The sequence below is a fragment of the Clostridium sp. AM43-3BH genome (assembly GCF_003479985.1).
Lineage (GTDB): Bacteria > Bacillota > Clostridia > Lachnospirales > Lachnospiraceae > Otoolea > Otoolea fessa.
Window position 1 is genome coordinate 1 of record NZ_QUIH01000001.1, and the last position, 22,241, is coordinate 22,241.

The following is a 22,241-nucleotide window of genomic DNA, read 5'->3' on the forward strand; positions in this document are numbered from 1 at the left end:
GAAAAGCGGTTCCAACAATAGCAAAACCCTGCAAAAGCAGGGCTTTGTCTACAGTCTGTTCACCTATATCGTCATAGAAGAATCTTATCTATGGTTCTTTTTGAGAGTTTCTAAGATAAAACTTTTGTAATTGTATTTTGGTATATTAATTTATTTTTGAGTGAATCAATTTTTATGATATTAAATCAAAGATGATTTTTGTGGCATCTGCTATCAGTTTATTGTCATATTCTGCATCTTGTTCTGCTTTTTTTGAAAGTACAGCTACAAATATAGGTTTTTTATTTGGGGGTGTTACAATAGCGATATCATTTCGTGTTCCGTAAGAACCAGCACCACTTTTATCTGCCACAATCCAATCACTTGGTACACCAGCGCGAATTAATTCATCACCAGTTGCATTATTTGACATCCAATCTATAAAAATCTCTTTTTTATCATCTGACAATATATCTCCAGTTGCATATTCTTTTAAATTTAAAGCCAATTGTTTAGGAGTACTAGTATCTCTTATATCGCCAGGTACAGCATCATTCAATTCAGTTTCTATTCTAGAAGGCTCACTTACAGTATCACCAATTTTACTTAATGATTGTTTAAAACCATTAGGTCCATCAAGAAGAGTAAATTGTAGATTTCCAGCAGTATTATCGCTTTGTCTAACTGCAGCATCACATATTTCTCTAATAGTCATTCCAGTATCTACTTTATCTTTTGCAACTGGTGCATAAGATAAAACATCTTCTTCTTCAAAATATATTACATTATCAAGTTCTTCAATAGAGTATTTTTCTAAAATGGCACCGGCAGCTAAAGCTTTATATGTTGAACAGTATGCAAATCTTTCATCTGCATTATAAGAAATTTCTTTATTAGTTTCTGTATCAAGTGCATAAATTCCTAATGTAGCATCATATTTTTCTTCCAGTTCTTGAAATAGAAAATCATAATCTGCATTAACATTTTCATTGCCATCAGAAATGTTTTCTTGATTATTACTACATCCAACAGATAATAATATGACAAAGATCATTAAAATACTTATGGTAATTTTGTTGTGTTTCATAACTTTATCCTCCTAAAATATAGATTATACATAGAATTTTGAATTTTTGAAGCATTTATATCATTTCATATAGTTAACTTATGCATTTGTAATATATTATCTCCACCTTTCAAGTTTTTCATTGCAAATCCATAATAAAATAGTAGTATTTACATTTTAAAGGATATGAGAGTTGTATTTGTCACAATATATAATTCTTTATTTAGGTTAAATTTAGTAAACCATTCATTTTAGTTGTGCTTACGAACTATAATCCAACATAGTTTATCTTTTCTCAACATATTTGTATTAAGATTTTGAAAATGTTTTGTCACCTCTCTTTATAAATAAAATGAATTCTATATGTATTTGTCAATATAAAATTTTAGTTGAGAAAATATAGCAATAAGTCTATTGTGTGAAGCACGCTTTAAATATTACAATAGTAATATTTAAAAGTCAAGCAAAATTTAAAATAATTTTTCCTATTGTATCTGAGCATAAAAAGTGAACTGAACCAATAAAAACGGACAATGACAAAAAGCCCCCTTATTTAAAATAATAGAATCACATAAGGAGCCTGTGGTTTCAACAAAAAACACTTGATTATATGAGCAGGTTTTGTTATAGCAAAAAGTAAATACACGCATATCAAATAATTGAACCAAAGCTGATTGCTATGTGTAAAGTAGGAAAAACCAATCCGTAAGCTTGTAAAATACTTTTAATTAGAGATTCGACAAATTGAAAACTGAATCAATTACTATAATCGGGAATAGACTCGTCTTATTGCTGGGCTTCTGCTAAAATACAGAGGACGTCCTAAAAAACAGACAGAACCAGCTAGTATCAGAGAATATCAGTAAGAAATTGAGTGCCTGAAGATGAAAAATGAACTTTTACGGAATTTTCTGCGATTAGAAGAACGGATGTGAGAGTACAGGTGCAATATGAGGTTATATACAGACACAGAGTATGCGATACATTATCAATGATGTATCATTTCTTTTAGGTATCTTGCTGTGGATATTATGATTTTCGAAAACAATCATGCAATTTATGAAGAAATATGGATAGAAAGTTGCTGACACAGAAAATGGGTAATAGATATTTCTTATATGTATATATAACAGGATATTTTATATCTGTTAGTCATTTTTTATAACCATAAGTATGTCCAGTTAAAAACAGGAGTGGCATTGCCACTCCTGTTTTTAACTCAAATATTATTATCTTAACAAGAATGTTTTTTATATGCTGTCCACACAATATGGGTAGTTTATCTTTTTGTGTACCATCCTTTTATCAATTTAAAGAATTGTGTTGAACTAAACTGATTGAGTTATGTTGTTTTTTCCTATCTATATGATTGTTACTTTTATAATTTATAAATATTCATATCAGATAATATAGAAAGTGTAATTTCAGATGCAATACTGCCAGTTGCATTATCTATAGCTTGAATATTTGTTGCAAAAAAATATGTATGATTTTTAGATTCCACGAAACCTATAAACCAACCGTTTACATTTTTTTCTTCAATACATCCAGTACCAGTTTTACCATAAATTGTGCAATTAACATCTGAAAATAGCTGGATACTTTCTTTTGTAGTTTGAATGTTTTCTGGCGTAAATCCAAAATCATTAAAGTATAATGACGTTAAAAGTTCTACCTGTTCTATAGGAGAGATTTTTAAGGAGGATTCCATCCAATATGAAGAAAGTTCTCCATTTATGTTTTGATTTCCATATCCAATTTGTTCAATATAAGATTGCAAATTAGATTTACCTAACTTTGCATCCAAAGCTTGAAAATACCAAGTAACAGAAGAATTCATTGCAGAAAACAGAGTTTGGTCTTCATTCCATGATTCAAATGGATAATTCTGTTGAGGACAGGAAATAAAAGAATTTTCTGAAGTAATAATATTTTCTTCTAAAGCAAATAGAGCATCATATATTTTATAAGTAGAGTTGGGAGATATTCGTATAGTTGCCTGTTCTATATCGTATATATTCCAATTATCTTTCTGTAAATCGTAAAGCACAAAACTTCCTTTGTACCCATCAAAATATGATGAGAGATCTACAAGCGTAATCTTTTTTGAGGAAGTATCCCAAGTATAGCATTCCTCCGATGCATATGTGGACAACATAGGAGAGCAACCAAAAAGTAAAATAGCTGTCATTAAAAAAGCAATCAATCCTTTTATTCGTTTCCAATAGGTAGGATTTTCATAAGAAGCAATGTTAAGAATACGGCGTTTAATTTGCTTCATATTTCCGCCAAGTCCAGCTACAAATGGAAATGGAGTGGTAGAAATTTTTTCAGCAAAATTAATCAATGTATTTCCATAGTTAATATAGTCCTTATATTCAAGCATTTTTAATACAGAACTATCACAAGCAATTTCCCTATCATGACACATTTCTTTTAGCGCAACCAATACAATAGGATTAAACCAATAAATAATTCTAATAAGAATCATAAAATAGTTAGTAATATTATCCCTATATTTGTAATGTTGTAACTCGTGTAGCAACATATATCGTAAATCAGAAGTATTATAATCAGAAATCAAATGTATCGGCAAATAAATGCATGGTTTCCAAATACCAACGATGATGGGAGATTTTAAAAAAGCAGTACTGTAAATGGGGATATCCTTTTTTAAATTCATCTCATCTAAACAACTATAATAAATTTTTCGTACTTCAACATTTTGCAAAGATAGAGCGGATTTTTTTAACATATGTAAGCGTAAAACTGATTTTGTAACCAAAATAATCATTGTTAGTACACCTATAATCCAAACAGCTCCTAAAATCAATCCAAATATTGATGATGTATCTTGAGTGATAGAAAGTGTAAAGTCATTCATCCAATTCATATTATTTTCAAAAATTGTTTCATTGGTTGTATGTGATACAATATCATTATTTGGTAATTCTGATTGTGGAATGTTACTAAATAACGCAAATATGGAAAAAAATTTTGTTGGCTTTGATGGTACAAAAGGGATTAACAACAATATAAATAATAAGAACCATAAATTATATTGCATACGGCTAGTTAAAATTTTTTTGAATAATTTTTTAACTACTAAAAGGATTCCAATGATACAGCTAATCCATAAATTACAAATGAGAAAGCGTATCATAAAATCACTCATATTACTTTCCTCCTTTTTGTGACATTTTTGTGAGAATGGAACGGAGTTCCTCTATTTCTGTTGTAGGTAATGCATCATCTTCGAGATAAGAGGATATCATAGCTGTTATTTTACCATTATAATAACGATTTAAAAAAGAATGACGTTTTTGTTGAATATATTCTGATTCGTTGAGCCTGTGAAACTTTTTCTGTAAAATAACCTAAGTAAGGTCCTTCTATGATACAATAAATATCATTAGGAGGGCCTTTTACTATGGCAAAACAAAAGAAACCAGTTCACAGAGTTGAAATGACTGAAGGAAAAAGGAACATCATCCGCCAGCTTCTCGAAGAATACGATATCGAGACCGCAGAAGATATCCAGGATGCACTCAAAGATCTTCTGGGCGGCACCATTAAAGAAATGATGGAGGCTGAAATGGATGACCATCTTGGATATGAGAAATCCCAGCGTTCTGACAATGACGATTATCGTAACGGTTATAAACGCAAGCAGGTAAACAGTCGATATGGCTCTATGGAAATCGAGGTCCCACAGGATCGGAAATCGACCTTTGAACCACAGGTGGTGAAAAAGCGTCAGAAAGATATTTCTGATATTGATCAGAAGATCATCTCTATGTATGCCAAAGGAATGACCACTCGCCAGATCTCGGAAACGATTGAAGATATCTATGGTTTTGAAACATCAGAAAGTTTCATATCCGATGTGACGGATAAGATACTTCCTCAGATTGAAGATTGGCAGAACCGCCCATTGGATGAGGTATATCCAATCCTTTACATCGATGCGATCCACTATTCTGTGCGGGATAATGGAGTCATTCGTAAGCTTGCAGCCTATGTTATTCTTGGCATTAATGCGGAGGGGAAAAAGGAAGTCCTGACGATTACGATTGGTGACAATGAAAGTGCGAAATACTGGCTGTCAGTCCTGAACGAACTGAAAAATCGCGGAGTAAAAGATATCCTGATCATCTGTGCCGATGGCCTTACAGGCATTAAAGAAGCGATTTCAGCTGCGTTTCCCAAAACAGAATACCAGAGGTGTATTGTCCATCAGGTAAGAAACACCCTGAAATACGTTCCGGACAAGGACAGAAAAGCCTTTGCTGCAGATTTAAAAACCATCTATCAGGCCGCTGATGAGCAGAAGGCTCTGGCTACCTTGGAACGTGTAACTGAAAAATGGACTCCGAAATACCCGAATTCCATGAAACGCTGGAAAGACAACTGGGATGCTGTTTCTCCAATTTTTAAATTTTCAACCACTGTCCGGAAGGTCATTTATACAACCAATGCGATCGAATCACTGAACTCCACATACCGGAAGCTGAACCGTCAGAGAAGCGTATTTCCAAGCGATACCGCCCTGTTAAAGGCCTTGTATCTGGCTACTTTTGAGGCTACGAAAAAATGGACTACCACCATCCGTGATTGGGCTCAGGTTTATGGAGAACTGAGCATTATGTACGAGGGACGCTTACCCGAGTAAGCAAAAGAAGGGTTAAGAAGACAGGCGGGAAACCGCCTGCTCTTGACATGCCCGTAAGCAACTGTTATATATAAAACAAGAACGACAAGCCTGATTCACAAGCTTATCGCTCTTAATTATCATAGAAGAATCTTATTTACAGAGATTTTCTCATACTCTCGAAAGTTTGTTAGAACGTATTCTCCATTTTTAGTATATTTTGTATGTGTGGCTTTAGCTTATTTTCTTTGTTTTTATTTATTTCCCAAATATAATGCTGCCTTAGCCTATTTGGGCTTTTTAATTATATATACATATATTGATATTGGGGTTTTTATTTTAGGTTTTTTTATGGGAAAAATCATTGTCAAACGCAGCATTGACATTAGCTTTTTGCTGTGTCTAATATATGCATTAATTTCTTTCGGGTTGATGCTCTTGATAGGTTCTCTGAAATACGTTTTTTATGATTATATGTATAGTAACTTTACGTTTACATTTTCAATCTTCATTGAATCATTAGGTGATAGAGATAGTTTGTTTGTTTCAATTGGGACATTGATATCTTTTTTTATTGGAGAAATTGTAGAATACATCAATAATAAATCTAATTCTTGACGTATAGAACTGGATAGTTGAAACGCTTTTATGCATAAAGTGAAAATAAAAAAAACGGGCAAAGGATTATACGACTATGACCTTTACCCGATTTTTTTATTTCCATATATTCATGTCAGACAAAATAGACATGGTTATTTCAGTAGCGTTGCTTCCGGTAGCATTGCTGTCAGCACCAATGTTGGTAGCAAAAAAGTATGTATTATCTGCAGTTTCGATATAGCCTATAAACCAACCATTCACATCTTGTCCGTTTACTCGTCCGGTTCCAGTTTTTCCGTAGAATGATCCGGCATCGGAAGAAGAAATGCATATGGAATCTTTTACTGCATTGATGTTTTCAGGGGCAAAGCTTAAACTGTTATTTTGCAGCTTAGTTAAAAGTTCGACCTGTTCTACCGGGGAAATTTCCAAGGAAGATTCCATCCAATAGGTGGAGAAATCGCCGCTCATGTTCTTATTTCCATATCCGATTTTCTTGATATAATCGTAAACGGAAGTAGTACCAAGTTGTTCGTCCACTGATTGGAAGTACCAGTTCACAGATGAAGCCATAGCAGACTGCAAGGTCTGATCAGCGTTCCATGCTTCAAACGGATAGCTTTCTCCATTCCATGCAATAAAGGAATCTTCTGGTGTAATGACACCTTCTTCCAATCCAAATAAAGCATCATATATCTTGTAAGTGGAATCCGGCGCAACTCGTAGCGTAGCATGTTCTATATCATGTATGCTCCAGGCATCATTTCCCAGATCGTATAAAACAAAGCTTCCTTCGTATTTTCCAAAGTATTTAGAAAAATCTACATATGAAATATTTTCTGAGGAAGATTTCCATTGGTAGTGACTTTCGTCCGCTGCATATGTAGAAATAAAAGGTGTAAGTCCCATTATTAGAACTGTGGTCAGTATAAAAGCAGTCATGCCTTTTAACTTCTTGTAAAACGTTGGTTTCTCATAAGAAGCGATGTTGATAATGCGACGCTTTATTTGTTTCATGTTTCCGCTAAGGCTGGCAGCAAACGGAAAAGGAGAAATGGAGACCTTTTCTATAAAGTTAATCAGCGTATTTCCATAATTCTCATAATCGTCTTCTTCCAGCATTTTCAGAACAGAAGTGTCACAGGCAACTTCTCTGTCATTACGCATTTCTCTTAGCGCAAACCAGACAAAGGGGTTAAACCAATAAAGCACTCCGGCAAAGTTCATAAGATAATTGGCAATGGCATCCTTATGTCTGTAGTGTTGCAGTTCATGCAATAGCATATATCTCATATCAGATTCATGATAATCTGAGATTAAATGAATTGGCAGATAAATACATGGCTTCAAAAATCCTACGATAATAGGTGATTTCAAAAAAGCGGTACTGTACACAGGAATATTCCTTGTTATTTTCATCTCATTCAAGCATTTGTTATACAGTCTGCGAACCTCTGGGTTCTGAAGGGGGAGCGCAGATCTCTTTATTATGCGTAAACGAAGAGAAGATTTGATTACCAATATCATCATCGCAAGCATTCCCACAATCCATATACCTAATAAAATATATCCGGTAACGGATGGCGTGTCTTTATTTACAGAAAGGGCAAAGTCATTCATCCAATTTGTAGTACCAGATAAAACGGTATCCATAACATTATTTGCACCAACATCGGCATGAGAAGCGGAAGAGTTTCTTACGCTACTGAGCCATGAGAAAATTTGCGGAAAACTAATTAGACGGAAGGGGATAAAAGGCACTGCTAAAAGTCCGAGTAACAGCAACCATAGATTATACTGCATCCGGCTGGACAAGTTGTTTCTGAATACCCATTTGGCTATCAAAAGAATTCCAACGATACCGCTGATAAATACATTGCATAATAAAAAGCGTATCATGAAATTAGCCATGTTAATCGCCTCCTTTTTTGGAACTCTTGGAAAGAAGGGAGCGAAGTGTTTCAATTTCTGTTTCAGACAGTTTATCGTTTTCTATGTATGCAGATAGCATAGAGGTAATGTCACCATTATAGTAGCGATTCAAGAAAGAATTACTTTCTTGACTAATATATTCACACTCTTTTACTAACGGTGTGTAAACAAAAACACGACTTTGTTTTTCATAAGTGAGAACACCCTTGGTCACAAGACGCTTAATGAGCGTTTGGATAGTTTTGGGACTCCAGTTTGTTGTTTGTAGTAATTTTTCTGTTATTTCATTGGTGTTAATGGGGGCATATTTCCATACAATTTTCATAACTTCAAATTCTGCTTCCGAAATTTGTGGTAAATTCTTCATGTAAATCACTCCTTAAATCTTACGCCTGTAATAAAAATAGTATATTCTGTATTTGTTGAAATGTCAATTTTGGAAAAATAGTTGACTGTAAATCTTACTTGTGTAATAATTGAACTATTACATAAGTAAGATTTGAGGAGGTGGAAAGTTATGGGGAAAATGTTGCTGTTGTCATTTGAAAATAGTGAAGATGATGTTATTAGCGAGATATTAAGCATATTAGAAAATAAGCAAATGAAAATATGTGAAAATAAGAACATAAAAAAATGCTTAGAATTTCAGGGATTAACAATAAATGCTGAAAGACGGTTGGCGGTAAAAGGAAACAAAGAAATAGAATTTACTTTTACGGAATTTGAAATTCTTTTACTGTTAGCGCAAAATGCTGGAATGGTATTTAGCAAGGAGAAAATATATAATATTGTTTGGAAAGAGCCATATTTTGGTGATTATAATATTGTCATGAGCCATATCCGCAACCTGCGTGGAAAAATAGAAGATAATCCAAGTAAACCGATTTACATACAGACTGTATGGGGAGTAGGGTATCGCTTCAATAAAAATTTAAGCAGTGGTCTGTAAGTTATAGTCCAGATCACTGCTTATTTTTCTTTTTTAACACCCAAGAGATATTCACAAGATACATGAAAAAATTCTGCCAGAGCCACTACTTCATAATCCGGTACAAAGCGTGTCCCTTGTTCAATGCGTAATACAGTCAAATCACTAAATTCATATCCGGCAAGCTGGAGTTGTTCAGCTAATGCTTTTTGTGATATGTGCTTTTCGGTTCGTAATTCTTTTACACGTTGTCCAATAAGGTTTTTGGAATTTTTTTCTTTATTCCAGTAAATCTTCATTCAAATACCAACTTTCTAAAGATGAAGTGCTACATGATTGATTTTACGGAATAATGTTGATAATATACTTCTAAAGATGAAGTATAAGAAAATAAATTTATTTGATGTAATCTTGGGATTGATAATACTGACTGCAAAATGCAATACTTATATGGAAAGGTGGATACAAAATGAACGAAGTATTTGAAACAGTAGCAGAGGTATTGGAGGAACTTAGAAGCGAAGCAGAAGAACGAGAGTATTCTGTTCACACAAACGAATCGGAAAATGCAGATAAAGCATTGAAAAAGGCGAATCGGGAATATGAAACGGTGTTGGCTGAGCTTTCTGCAGAGCACAGAGAATTTTTCGAAAATTATATGGATATAGTGGATCACGCTCATTTTCAAGAAGAACAAAGAGCCTACTATCAGGGGATGGTAGATGTAATGCAGATATTTGACGGACTGGGGATTTTAAAGGAAAGAAACAAAGTGAAAGAAGTGCTTATGCATATCAAAGAATAGTTCAAACAGGGTGGATGGCTTACCAGGAAGCTGACCACCCTGTTTTTCTTCAGAATAATTCAGAAATAATCCAGAAAAAATCGAAATCTTTCTGCTATTCTGTTTCATGGGTCTTATATGTACGAAGATAGGCTTCTACCAGTGCAAGAATGGTGGTTATCTGATCGTTTGTACATTCTGAAAGATAAACCAACAGTCTTTGGTAATCCAGATTATCAGTTGGAGCTGCCGGATAAAAGAACGGATCAGCAGAGATGTGTAAAGCTCGAATGAGCTGACCGAGTTTTTCAAGGCTTGGAACATTACCATGATTTTCGATCTCTTTGATATATCTTGATGAAACACCGGATTTTTCGGATAATTCATCATAAGTCAGCTTTTGGTCTAATCTGGCTTTCTTCAGGCGAAAACCCATGTCTTTATCAATTTTCTTAGATTTAGCCATGTCATGCACCTCCGTATATAGTGTATAGTTCACCATTTAAAAAGAAAATGAACTAATAACGCACTATATCAGAGGGATATAATGCACTTGAATAAAATAAGTAACTTTGGATATTGCATATAAAAAAACGCAGTATTCAAAGGTTTTTTCTCATGTTTTTATCCTTTGAATGTGTTTGGGAGAGTTATGGATTCTGAACCGTTGAAAGGATATTTTTGTATTTGGAAAATATTATCCTGCCTATTGCGTGGAAGGATAGGTAAATAGGTCACATTTTAAGTAATGTGGCAAATTCTACAATTGAAAGTGCATTATATACACTCGTAAAATGTGGAGAAAATTTAATATCAGATATAAATAGCGTCCTGTGGGTATGTGCCCATAAGGGCGTTTTTTATATACAGAAAAATTTTTCTAAAATTTTTTCAATCCACCCGAACATCTCCCCGGTTTCATTTGGGAGATACTCCGGAAGGGAAAAAAGGCAAAAGCCTTGGCATTCGGAACGGGAGGAGGTGAACTCGTATGGGGCAACCTTCTTCTAAAGATGAAATGACTATCCGGCACCAATTTGATCGGTTATGCCAGATGGCATTAAAAGGCGAAGCTGTAAATTATTACAAACACATGGACTATCGCAGGAAACACGAAGTTGCATTCTCTGAACTGTCGGAAAAGGAGTTGAGCAAATTATTTACTATGGATGAGTATGGAACAGAATATCATCATTTTGAAGTGCATGGCTATGACATTGAAGTAAAAAATACCCTGATTGCTGAAGCTTTGAAGGAACTTACAGAAAGAAAAAGGAATGTCATTTTACTTTCGTATTTTATGGAAATGAGCGATGCGGATATTGCAAGAGAAATGAATCTGGTTCGCAGTACCATTCATGAACACAGGACACGCTCACTTGAAATTTTGAAGAAGATTATGGAAGGAATAGCAGATGAAAAAGATGTATAAAAGCAGAAATGAGGAAAATTTGTTGCCTTTCCATATTATAAAGGCAGCATCAGAGGGTGATGTAAGCGCTATCAATGCAGTGTTAAAGCACTATGAGGGATACATAATCAAATTGTCTACCAGAAAGTTGTATGACGAAAGTGGACAGGTGCATTACTGCATTGATGAAACGCTGCGTCGCAGACTGGAAACCAAGCTGATTACAAAAATATTGGCTTTTGAAGTTGCATAGCATCCGATCAGAAAGTTCCCTTTCTATTCATTGATTGGAAATGATGCAGCGTTGTACCTTGACAACTGAATATTTTTGCATACAGGACGTGAGGATATGCCGAGCCACTAGGTAGGTTCGCAAAGATGTACCTGCTCTTTTAAGGGTGAACGCGAAGAAGTGTTGAAACATGACATTGAAGCAAAGGTATGGAGCGAGAAAAATCTGACAAAATGTGTGGCAGTAACACAGGGCGATGAAGCATATCTGTAATAATGATACTTCCGGATTGTAAAGAGATTTGCAGTCCGGTCAATTTGAATGACGGTGCAAGACCGATGTGGGCAGAGTAATGACCTGCCACCTGTATTGCATTTTTATCTGCCGATGAGAGCCTGCAATGGGGTGTGGGTTGTCATTGGCAGATAAGGTGCATAATAAGTGAAAGGAGTTTATGGTGAACAAAGAAAAAAGAAATATAAAGCAAAAGAATGATATGGAGCGAATTATTGCGTTAGCACTTGTTAAAAGCCTATATAATCAGGGAAAAATATCTGAGTTTGTTTTTAGAAATATCAGAAGTGACACAGAGAAGAAAGTTTCGCTTGAAAATAGGGACTATCTATGTTAATATAAAAACGTAGAAACAATGTAGGAAAAATAAAAGAGGAGAATACGATGAAGGAGAGATTAGTTGCAATATATGCACGAGTGTCTACTGAGCATGAAGCACAAATATCAGCTTTGGAAAACCAAGTGCAGTATTACGATAATTTATTCCAATATCATCCTGAATGGAAATTATACAAGAGATACATTGATGAAGGTATTACTGGAACATCCGTTAATAAAAGACAGAGTTTCCTCGAAATGATGGAAGATGCTAAAAATGGAGCATTTGATCTCATTGTTACCAGAGAGGTTTCTCGTTTTGCCAGAAATACTGTTGATACGTTACAACAGACAAGAACGTTGAAAAAATATGGTGTAGAAGTATATTTTACTGAAGACAATATTTGGACAATGAATGATGAGGATGGCGAGCTTCGATTGACTATTATGGCAACACTTGCTCAGAACGAGAGTAAAAAAACATCAGTTCGAGTAAAGGCGGGGCAGAAGATTTCCTTCCAAAATGGTGTTATATATGGAAATGGAAATATTTTGGGGTATGATAAAGTAGGAAAAGATTTTATCATTAACGAAGAGCAAGCCAAAACTGTTCGCATGATTTATGATATGTATTTAGATGGTATGGGAATGCGAAAAATTCAATTCGCACTCGAAGCGGCAGGGAGAAAGACTTCAACTGGATTGACACATTGGTATTCATCTTATATAAGTAGGATATTGAATAATCCATTTTATTGTGGAATTATATTATATAGGAAAGAATACGTTCCGGATTATCTGGAGCAAAAGAAGGTTAAGAATTGGGGAGAAGTAGAGCAAATTGCAGTAGAAGGTTCACATGAGCCTATTGTTACTAAAGAAGAATTTGAAAAAGTAAGAAAAATGCTTGATTCTAAATCATTTTCTGTTAATAATAGAGGACGCAGGGGAAAGCATAAAGCCAATGATGTTTGGTGCAGAAAGTTGAAATGCTATTGTGGAGCATCTATGAATAGGCGGGTTTGGCGCAGAGTAAATGGCATTCCACAGTATTGTTATCAATGCTATTCACAGGTGAGAACTGGAAGTATTGCCACTCGAAAAAAGAAAGGACTTGATTTAGAAGGTATCTGTGATACACCGATGGTTCCGGGATGGAAATTGGGGGCAATGGCAGATATAATCTTTCAGAAGTTTTGGCAAGACAGAAATGGAATTATAGAAATCGCAAATGAAATGCTGGAAGAACACTTTAAAGATGATAGGGATATTGATTTTCAAAGTGAGATAGAAGAAACGCAGCGAAAGATTGCGATTATAGATAAGAAATTCGATAATCTGGTTGATATGAGAATGGCAGGGGAAATCGACAAAGCAAAATTCGACGAGAAGAAAAAGAGCTTGTTTGAGGAAAAAGAAAAGTGGCAGAAAATGCTACAGTCATATCAGATAGACGAAGAAGTTTCGGATGAAGAATATGATCAACGCTTACAGGTATTAAAGTATGGGTTGGAACAGAATTTTAATTTCTCAACACATAGCATACCTGAAGAAGTGATAGATGCTTTTGTAAAGGAAATAATCGTATATCCAGACTGTTTTGTATGGAAATTGAATATAGTCGATGATGACTTGAAATTACAGGTCGAGGGTCGAAAAAATGATCCAACAGTTAGCCTGATCGAGAGTCCTACAACTGGCAATGGCAGCACAGGCTGCAATCGCTGAGAAATAATCATTTAAGGAAAACCTTGAATAAAATAAATGAGTAGATAAGGACTCCCTTACGAAAGTAAGGGGGTTCTTTTGTATAAATAACCTGCGGCTGTTTATGAAAAAATGGAGTTACCGTTCACGCATGTGTGGACAGTAACAAAATGGATGATGGAAACTTTTTGTGGACATGGTATATTTTGAATGCTATAATAAAAAGTGTAAGAATATAAGGTAAGAGTTAAGTGGGTATTATGGATAAAGTTCCTGTAAATTTTTTACATGGAGCTTTTTTTGATCATATAGGAAATTAAGTCTTATATGCGGGGGCACCTAAGCGCGGACCACTGAATCGTAATAAATGGCCGGAAATCAGATGTGAAGAAATAGAAAAGAATAACAGGGATGGAATGAAAATGAAAGGAAAAAGAGTGATCGCAGGTATTCTGCTTGTTGGAATCTTAGCAGTTACCCTGGCAGGGTGCAAAAACACAGGTGAGAATAAAAAAGAAACGGAAAAACCCGTCATCACCCTGGGAAGCGACAGCTATCCACCATACACTTATCTGAATGAGGATGGTGTGCCGACAGGAATTGATGTAGAACTGGCTACAGAAGCGTTCAGAAGAATGGGCTATCAGGTGGAGCCTGTCCAGATCAACTGGGAGAAGAAAAAAGAACTGTTGGAGAGCGGGGAGATCGATTGCATCATGGGCTGTTTTTCCATGGAAGGGCGCCTTGACGAGTACCGCTGGGCCGGACCGTATATAGCAAGCCGTCAGGTGGTTGCTGTAAATGAGAGCAGTGATATCTATAAACTGAGTGACCTGGAGGGAAAGAATCTGGCTGTTCAGTCCACAACCAAACCGGAAGGTATTTTTCTGAACCGGACGGATGAGAGAATCCCAAAGCTGGGCAATCTGATCAGTTTGGGACACAGGGAGCTGATCTATACATTTCTGGGAAAAGGATACGTAGATGCAGTTGCCGCACATGAGGAATCGATTGTCCAGTATATGAAGGATTATGACACAAGCTTTCGTATTCTGGAAGAGCCGCTGATGATCACCGGTATAGGGGTTGCCTTTGCAAAAGAGGATGACCGGGGAATCTGTGAGCAGATGGATCAGACCCTGGAGGAAATGCGTCGGGATGGAACATCCCTGAAAATCATTGAAAAATATCTGGATGATCCGGGAAGGTATCTGGAGGTGGATGAACTTGGATATTAAGGGAAGGACAAAGAAAAAGCAGATAGAAATAGTTGGTATTTTGTTTGGAATCTGTGTGGCGGTAGTTTCCCTGACTTATTTCTTTCATGCGGAAAAAGCGGAAGCAGAAGAAAGAATGGTAGAGATTGTAAACTATGTGAAAGTGCAGTGTTCCACCTATACTCATTATAATGAATCTTCGGAATCCAAAAGCCTTCTCCGTGCCATTGAAAGTGCCAGACAGATGAGTACCAATATTAACATGGAAAGAGAAAACGGTGGTCAGTTAAGCCGGGAGTTTCTAAAAGATAATCTGCAGACTCTCTGGGTGGATGGCATCCTTGTACTGGATGCAGAGGGAAAGACGGTCTGTGAGTATAGCACAAAAGAGTCTCTGACGGATGAGATTACGGAGTATCTGCAAAAAGAAATTATCATGGATTTTACAGGATATGAAGAAAGAAGCTATTCGGAACGGCTTGCCAGGGAAGACGGGTCCCGGATCGACATTGCAGCCTGCGCCAGAAAAGACGCACCGGGTATTGTGGCAATTTACTATTACACATCTCCTGAATTTACCAGAAACTATACTTTGACGATACAAGGGCTTTTAAATGGATATAGTGTCCAGAAAGATGGAACAATTATTGTTGCAGACGATGGGCTCGTTGTTGCCAGTAACGATGAGAGCCTGTTGGGGCAGAATACGGCCGACAATGAGGTTATTCAGGCAATGAAAAAGCACACAGACAGCCAGCATATTTTTCATTTGAAGAATGAAGGAACCGGATGCTACGGAATCATGCTGAAGCAGCGGGATTATTATATTTATGCATATCTTCCGGATGAGGAAGTGTTTCATAACCTTCCATTAAGTGTGGCTGGTGTCATTTTTCTATATTCTTTGATAGTTGGTATATTTTGGTCCTGTATCTTCAGAACCAATCTGGAACATGAGAAACAAGAGCGGGAAAAGGATGAAAAATATAAATCAGAACTTCTGATAGCTGCCAAAAAGGCGGAAGCCGCCAATAGGGCGAAGACGGAATTTCTCCAAAGGATGAGCCATGATATCCGGACTCCGATTAATGGAATCTGCGGTTTACTCAATATGGCAGATCATTGTGCAGATGATATGGAGAAACAGACAGAATACAGAACAAAGGTGAAAGAGGCATCCAATCTGTTGCTGGAGCTGGTAAACGATGTCCTGGATATGAGTAAGCTGGAGGCGGGTGAAGTGATTCTGGAAGAAATTCCATTTGATCTAAGCCGTATTTCCCAGGAAGTACTTGTTGTGATCGAGCAGATGGCTGCAGACCAGAATATCCGGATTGTGTGGGAGAAGAAAGAAATCACACATCGAAAGCTTATTGGAAGTCCAGGACATGTGAAACGTGTGATGATGAATATTCTGTCGAATGCGGTGAAATATAACAGAAAAAACGGATATATCTATATTAGCTGCCGGGAGATTCCATCCGAACAGCCAGAGATGACGACGATAGAATTTGTCTGCCGGGATACCGGAATCGGAATGGCAGAAGAGTTTCAGAAACATATTTTTGAACCGTTTGTACAGGAACACGCAGGAAGCCGCACAAAATTTGCGGGAACGGGTCTGGGAATGTCGATTGCAAAGAAGCTGGTTGAGAAAATGGGTGGAACCATTACCTTTGAAAGTGAAGATGGTGTAGGGACTACCTTTGTGATCCAGGTTCCATTTAAAATAGATCTGAATTCGGATAAATGGGAAGAACAGAAAGATGTATCAGATGGAAAATCTATAAAGGGACTGCATATTCTTATGGCAGAAGATAATGAGCTGAACATAGAAATTGCTGAATTTATGCTTCAGAATGAAGGTGCTGTCGTGACCAAGGCATGGAATGGGCAGGAAGCTGTGGATCAATTCAAAAAAAGTGAGTTAGGTGAATTTGATGCGATCCTCATGGATATCATGATGCCGGTCATGAATGGTTATGAAGCAACGAAGAGGATCCGGTCTCTGGAGAGAGAGGATGCTAAGACGATACCGATCATTGCAATGACAGCAAATGCGTTCACGGAGGACAGAATAAGAGCAAAAGAAGCGGGAATGGATGAACATATTTCTAAGCCTGTTGATGCAAAATTACTGGTAAAGGTAATTTATGAACTAGCGGAACACAGTTTTAGGGGGATTCGTAATGAAAAAGGAAAAAAGAAATAAGTTACTTGCTGTATTCCTGGTGATGGTAATGGCCATATTACTTTTATCAGGCTGCGGCGGGAAAAGAGCGGAAAAAGAAGATGCAGAAACCATCACGGTGTATTTATGGAGCACAAACCTGTATGAAAAATATGCACCCTATATTCAGGAACAGCTTCCGGATATTAACATTGAATTTGTAGTAGGAAATAATGATCTGGATTTTTATAAGTTTCTTGATGAAAATGGAGGATTGCCGGATATTATAACCTGTTGTCGTTTTTCACTGCATGATGCAAGTTCGCTGAAAGACAGCCTGATGGATCTTTCCACAACCAATGCGGCAGGTGCTGTCTATGATACATATCTAAACAATTTTAGGAACGAGGATGGCAGCATAAACTGGCTTCCGGTGTGTGCGGATGCCCATGGCTTTGTAGTGAACAAAGATCTTTTTGAAAAATATGATATCCCGTTGCCAACAGACTATGAAAGCTTTGTCTCTGCCTGCGAGGCATTTGATAAGGTGGGAATCCGAGGGTTTACCGCAGACTATTATTATGACTATACCTGTATGGAGACACTGCAGGGCCTGTCGGCGTCAGAACTTTCTTCTGCCGACGGACGCAGATGGCGCACCACCTACAGTGACCCGGATCATACAGTGAAAGAAGGTCTGGACAATACCGTCTGGCCGGCGGCTTTTGAACGGATGGAGCGGTTTATCCGGGATACAGGATTGAACCGGGATGATTTGGATTTGAACTATGATAATGTGGTTGAGTTGTTCAAAAGTGGTAAGCTTGCCATGTACTTTGGAAGCTCTTCCGGTGTAAAAATGTTTCAGGATCAGGGCATTCACACAACATTTCTGCCATTCTTTCAAGAGAATGGAGAAAAATGGCTGATGACGACACCCTATTTTCAAGTGGCTTTAAACCGTGATCTGGCACAGGATGAAACACGACGGAAGAAAGCCATGAAGGTATTGGATACAATGCTTTCAGAGGATGCTCAGAACCAGATCCTTTATGATGGTCAGGATCTCTTAAGCTACAGCCAGGATGTGGATATCCATCTTACAGAATATCTGAAAGATGTGAAACCTGTGATCGAAGAAAATCACATGTATATCCGTATTGCGTCAAATGACTTCTTCTCTATTTCCAAGGATGTAGTATCTAAGATGATCGCAGGAGAATACGATGCAGGGCAGGCTTATCAGTCCTTTAACACCCAGCTTCTGAATCAGCAGACTATCTCCGAGGATATCCTGCTGGATTCACAGAAATTCTATTCCAATCGTTTCCATGCCAGTGGAGGTAATGCAGCCTATTCGGTTATGGCAAATACGCTGCGCGGTGTCTACGGGACGGATGTGCTGATCGCCACCGGAAACAGCTTTACCGGAAACGTGCTGAAAGCCGGGTATACGAAAAAAATGGCGGGCAGCATGATCATGCCAAATGGTCTTTTGGCTTACAGCAGTAAGATGAGTGGGGCAGAGCTGAAAGAGACTGTCAGAAATTTTGTGGAAGGCTATGAGGGAGGCTTTATTCCCTTTAACAGCGGTTCTCTACCTGTAGTCAGCGGTATTTCTGTGGAGATCAGGGAAACGGATGATGGTTATACATTGAGCAAAGTTATGAAGGATGGAAAGAAAGTTCAAGACAATGATATGTTCACGGTAACCTGCCTGACGATACCTAAACACATGGAGAATTATCCGGTAGAGGATAATATTGTGTTTGATAGGGGAGATACTTCTGTGAAGGATACCTGGATAGGATATATTTCAGATGGTGATGCCGTTCTTGCAGAGCCTGAAGACTATGTGGCTCTGAGGTGAGAAAAATGGATATTAAGAATCATAATACAGACAAAAAGAAACTTGTCAATAGAAAACAATTCAAGGCAGCTGTCGTTATAGCTGTTTTTCTTGGAATCGTATTGACGGTTTCCCGATATTTTAAATTTGTGTCGAAAACGGTATATGAGGAAAGTGTGTCTCATCTGACAGAGATTTTTCATCAGTCTGATAATATGCTGCGGGAACTGACAGACAAGAATCTGACCTATCTTCATATGTGGGGAGAGAATCTGCAGAACACCTCCAATGAAGACGAAATTCGTGATTATATAGAGAAAGCACAGGAAGATGCCGGCTTTTTAGAATTCTTTTTTCTGTCAGCTGACGGAAACTATAAGAAGGTAACAGGTGAAACAGGGTATCTTGGATTACAGGGAAATATGGAAGAGGAGCTCCGACAGGGAAGTGATGTGATAACAAATGCAGCAGTTCCTGGAAAAGCCCAGCTGCTTGTTTTTGCAACTCCCAAGGCCTATGGAAGTTATCAGGGATTTGAATATGATGCGATTGCCATTGCCTATGAGAATTCTGATATCGTAAATGTACTGGATATCTCTGCTTTCGACGGAAATGCCCAGAACTATGTGATTCATCCGGATGGTCGTGTTGTGGTGGAGCATTCTTCTGGGTCATGGGGGAGAGTGTATAATTTCTTCGGTGTTCTGAGAGAGCATTCTGATATGTCTGAAAGAGAGATCAATGAGCTTTCGGAGAAGTTTAAAGAAGGACGTACCGATGCGAAGCTGGTAAAGCTTGATGGAAGGAGCTATTATCTGGTCTATGAAAAATCAGATATCAAGGATTGGATGTTTCTGGGACTTGTCCCGGCGGATATCGTGAATGCCAGTATGAATAGCCTGCAGTTTAATACAATGCTTCTCGTGGGAGGAGTCGTGCTCTGTATTGCCGCTTTACTTATCAGTTTTATTGTTCAAAAAGGCAGAACAAACCTCAGGAAAAAGGATACGGAGATCCTGTATAGAGACGAATTGTTTCAGAAGCTGTCAATGAATGTAGATGATGTTTTTCTGATGCTGGATGCTAGAACATATCAGGCAGATTACGTCAGCCCGAATGCGGAAAAATTGTTGGGGATTACGGTAGAAGAGATCCGTAAGGATATTCATGTTTTGGGAAAATTGCATTCCGAAAATCCGAAAGAACCGGATAAAAATTATCTGGAGAGAATCCGGGTTCATGAACAGAAAGAATGGGAGTTTGAATACGTTCATTATAAATCAGGAGAGCAGCGCTGGTTTCATAATGTTGCAATGTGCAGCGAGGTAAACGGAAAAAGAAAATATATCTTGGTTATGTCGGATCGTACCTCTGACAGGAAAATGAATCAGGCACTTTCTGAGGCAGTCCGTGCTGCGGAGACAGCAAACCGGGCCAAGAGTACGTTTCTTTCCAATATGTCTCACGATATCCGGACACCCATGAATGCGATCATCGGTTTTACCACACTGGCTGTAAGTAATATTGATGATAAGGAAAGAGTCCGGGATTATCTGGGTAAGATTCTTTCATCCAGCAACCACCTGCTCTCACTGATCAACGATATACTGGATATGAGCCGGATTGAGAGTGGAAAAATCCATCTGGAAGAAACAGAGGTCAGCCTGTCGGATGTGCTTCATGACCTGAAGACGATCATTGGTGGGCAGATCCATGCGAAGCAGCTGGAGCTTTATATGGATGCAATGGATGTGACTAATGAGGATATCTATTGTGATAAGACGCGTCTGAACCAGGTACTGTTGAATCTTTTGTCCAATGCGGTTAAGTTTACACCTGCTGGTGGAACCGTTTCAGTCCGGCTCAAACAGTGTCCGGGGACGCAAAGCGGCAGTGCGCTGTACGAGATCCGGGTAAAGGATAACGGAATCGGTATGAGCCAGGAATTTGTACAGAAGCTCTTTTCTCCTTTTGAGAGGGAGCGGACTTCCACGGTCACCAGGACTCAGGGTACCGGACTTGGCATGGCTATTACCAAGAACATTGTGAATATGATGGGCGGAACTATCGAGGTTCAGACAGAATATGGCAAGGGAACTGAATTTATTGTCCGCCTGCCATTCCGGATTCAGCCTGAGCATCACCATGTAGAGAAGATCGCAGAGCTGGAAGGTCTTAAGGCACTGGTTGTAGATGACGATTTTAATACCTGTGACAGTGTGACAAAGATGCTTGTCAAGGTTGGAATGCGTTCAGAATGGACTCTTTCCGGTAAGGAGGCTGTTCTCCGGGCGCGGCAGTCTATGGAACTGGGGGATGCATTCCATGCGTATATCATTGACTGGTGTCTGCCGGATATGAATGGCATTGAAGTTACCCGTCAGATCCGCAGTCTGGGTGACCATACGCCAATCATTATCCTGACGGCTTATGACTGGTCAGATATCGAAGTGGAGGCCAGAGCGGCAGGGGTTACAGCATTCTGTTCGAAACCTATGTTTATGTCAGATATCAGAGAGACCTTGATGACAGCTATCGGTCAGAGGCAGGCTGAGCAAGAGGATAATATTCTCCCGGCAGCAGGTTCAGATTTCAAGGGCAGATGTATATTGCTTGTGGAAGACAATGAACTGAACCGTGAAATTGCGGTGGAGATCCTGAATGAATATGGCTTTCTGGTTGACACTGCCGAAAATGGAGCAGAGGCAGTGGAGAAGGTAGAAAAATCGAAACCGGGCGGTTATGATCTTGTGTTGATGGATGTGCAGATGCCTGTCATGAACGGGTATGAGGCCACAAAGCGGATTCGTGCCCTGGATGATCCGGCACAGGCGGGAATCACTATTCTTGCCATGACTGCCAATGCTTTTGATGAAGACAGGAAGGAAGCGCTGGAATACGGTATGAATGGATTTCTATCCAAGCCAATTGTTGTAGAGGAATTAATTGATGCATTGCAAAAAAATCTTTCATAGAGGGGATACAGGAAGCAATGGCAAAAGTAACGGAAGTATATGAGTTAACCATTTGAGAAGTTAAGAAGGGATTGCATTAAGTAATGTGGCATGTTGCTAATTGACAAATTCATCTTTTCTAAGTATCG

Annotated in this window: 17 protein-coding genes and 1 pseudogene; 11 read left to right on the forward strand and 7 right to left on the reverse strand. The window is 38.0% G+C overall.

The window, feature by feature from the left end:
• Positions 1-172 precede the first annotated feature (172 nt).
• The 3 genes and pseudogenes from bla to DW931_RS00015 form a co-directional block, all read right to left on the reverse strand.
• Positions 173-1,066 carry a class A beta-lactamase gene (gene bla / locus DW931_RS00005; protein WP_002575559.1) on the reverse strand — a complete coding sequence of 298 codons (894 nt, stop codon included), beginning with the start codon at positions 1,064-1,066 and terminating at the stop codon, positions 173-175.
• A 1,357-nt stretch (positions 1,067-2,423) separates the two neighbouring features.
• On the reverse strand, positions 2,424-4,220 hold the full coding sequence (locus tag DW931_RS00010; protein ID WP_002575561.1) for a BlaR1 family beta-lactam sensor/signal transducer: 1,797 nt from the start codon (positions 4,218-4,220) through the stop codon (positions 2,424-2,426).
• A 1-nt stretch (position 4,221) separates the two neighbouring features.
• Positions 4,222-4,395, reverse strand: a pseudogene (locus tag DW931_RS00015) (BlaI/MecI/CopY family transcriptional regulator); the annotation flags it as partial.
• 80 nt (positions 4,396-4,475) lie between these two features.
• Between DW931_RS00015 and DW931_RS00020 the strand changes: the two are divergent.
• Positions 4,476-5,717, forward strand: coding sequence for an IS256 family transposase (locus DW931_RS00020; RefSeq protein ID WP_066548922.1), 1,242 nt, complete (start codon positions 4,476-4,478; stop codon positions 5,715-5,717).
• Between the two features lie 693 nt (positions 5,718-6,410).
• On the opposite strand, the gene DW931_RS00025 is transcribed toward DW931_RS00020, so the two are convergent.
• Together DW931_RS00025 and DW931_RS00030 are read right to left on the reverse strand one after the other, a co-directional pair.
• Entirely contained in the window at positions 6,411-8,207 is a 1,797-nt protein-coding gene (locus DW931_RS00025) for a BlaR1 family beta-lactam sensor/signal transducer (protein ID WP_002593576.1), read from the reverse strand.
• 1 nt (position 8,208) lies between these two features.
• Positions 8,209-8,595 carry a BlaI/MecI/CopY family transcriptional regulator gene (locus tag DW931_RS00030; RefSeq protein ID WP_002593577.1) on the reverse strand — a complete coding sequence of 129 codons (387 nt, stop codon included), beginning with the start codon at positions 8,593-8,595 and terminating at the stop codon, positions 8,209-8,211.
• Positions 8,596-8,745: 150 nt separating this feature from the next.
• Between DW931_RS00030 and DW931_RS00035 the strand changes: the two genes are divergently transcribed.
• Complete coding sequence (locus DW931_RS00035) at positions 8,746-9,177, forward strand: winged helix-turn-helix domain-containing protein (RefSeq protein WP_002593578.1); 432 nt, start codon at positions 8,746-8,748, stop codon at positions 9,175-9,177.
• Positions 9,178-9,197: 20 nt separating this feature from the next.
• On the opposite strand, the gene DW931_RS00040 is transcribed toward DW931_RS00035, so the two are convergent.
• Positions 9,198-9,455, reverse strand: coding sequence for a helix-turn-helix transcriptional regulator (locus DW931_RS00040; RefSeq protein ID WP_038292320.1), 258 nt, complete (start codon positions 9,453-9,455; stop codon positions 9,198-9,200).
• Positions 9,456-9,625: 170 nt separating this feature from the next.
• On the opposite strand from DW931_RS00040, the gene DW931_RS00045 reads away from it, so the two are divergent.
• Complete coding sequence (locus DW931_RS00045) at positions 9,626-9,961, forward strand: hypothetical protein (protein WP_002593579.1); 336 nt, start codon at positions 9,626-9,628, stop codon at positions 9,959-9,961.
• Positions 9,962-10,055: 94 nt separating this feature from the next.
• Here DW931_RS00045 and DW931_RS00050 read toward each other — a convergent pair whose 3' ends face one another.
• Positions 10,056-10,406: a helix-turn-helix transcriptional regulator gene (locus DW931_RS00050; protein WP_002593580.1), complete on the reverse strand. Its 351-nt coding sequence runs from the start codon at positions 10,404-10,406 to the stop codon at positions 10,056-10,058.
• A gap of 525 nt (positions 10,407-10,931) precedes the next feature.
• Between DW931_RS00050 and DW931_RS00055 the strand changes: the two genes are divergently transcribed.
• The 8 genes from DW931_RS00055 to DW931_RS00085 all read left to right on the forward strand — a co-directional run bounded on the left by DW931_RS00055 (position 10,932) and on the right by DW931_RS00085 (position 22,113).
• On the forward strand, positions 10,932-11,372 hold the full coding sequence (locus DW931_RS00055; protein ID WP_002593581.1) for a sigma-70 family RNA polymerase sigma factor: 441 nt from the start codon (positions 10,932-10,934) through the stop codon (positions 11,370-11,372).
• Positions 11,356-11,604: a helix-turn-helix domain-containing protein gene (locus DW931_RS00060; RefSeq protein ID WP_002593582.1), complete on the forward strand. Its 249-nt coding sequence runs from the start codon at positions 11,356-11,358 to the stop codon at positions 11,602-11,604. Before DW931_RS00055 ends, DW931_RS00060 begins: the two co-directional genes overlap by 17 nt.
• A gap of 436 nt (positions 11,605-12,040) precedes the next feature.
• Complete coding sequence (locus DW931_RS16015; RefSeq protein WP_207664436.1) at positions 12,041-12,214, forward strand: hypothetical protein; 174 nt, start codon at positions 12,041-12,043, stop codon at positions 12,212-12,214.
• Positions 12,215-12,261: 47 nt separating this feature from the next.
• On the forward strand, positions 12,262-13,923 hold the full coding sequence (locus tag DW931_RS00065; protein WP_118482199.1) for a recombinase family protein: 1,662 nt from the start codon (positions 12,262-12,264) through the stop codon (positions 13,921-13,923).
• A 401-nt stretch (positions 13,924-14,324) separates the two neighbouring features.
• Positions 14,325-15,140, forward strand: coding sequence for an ABC transporter substrate-binding protein (locus DW931_RS00070; RefSeq protein WP_107001673.1), 816 nt, complete (start codon positions 14,325-14,327; stop codon positions 15,138-15,140).
• The gene (locus DW931_RS00075; RefSeq protein WP_118482200.1) at positions 15,124-17,331 is read left to right on the forward strand and encodes an ATP-binding protein; all 2,208 of its coding nucleotides are present in this window, start codon (positions 15,124-15,126) and stop codon (positions 17,329-17,331) included. Before DW931_RS00070 ends, DW931_RS00075 begins: the two co-directional genes overlap by 17 nt.
• Positions 17,309-19,159 carry an ABC transporter substrate-binding protein gene (locus DW931_RS00080; protein ID WP_107001582.1) on the forward strand — a complete coding sequence of 617 codons (1,851 nt, stop codon included), beginning with the start codon at positions 17,309-17,311 and terminating at the stop codon, positions 19,157-19,159. Before DW931_RS00075 ends, DW931_RS00080 begins: the two co-directional genes overlap by 23 nt.
• Before the next feature lie 5 nt (positions 19,160-19,164).
• Positions 19,165-22,113: a PAS domain-containing hybrid sensor histidine kinase/response regulator gene (locus tag DW931_RS00085; protein WP_107001581.1), complete on the forward strand. Its 2,949-nt coding sequence runs from the start codon at positions 19,165-19,167 to the stop codon at positions 22,111-22,113.
• Positions 22,114-22,241: the final 128 nt, after the last annotated feature.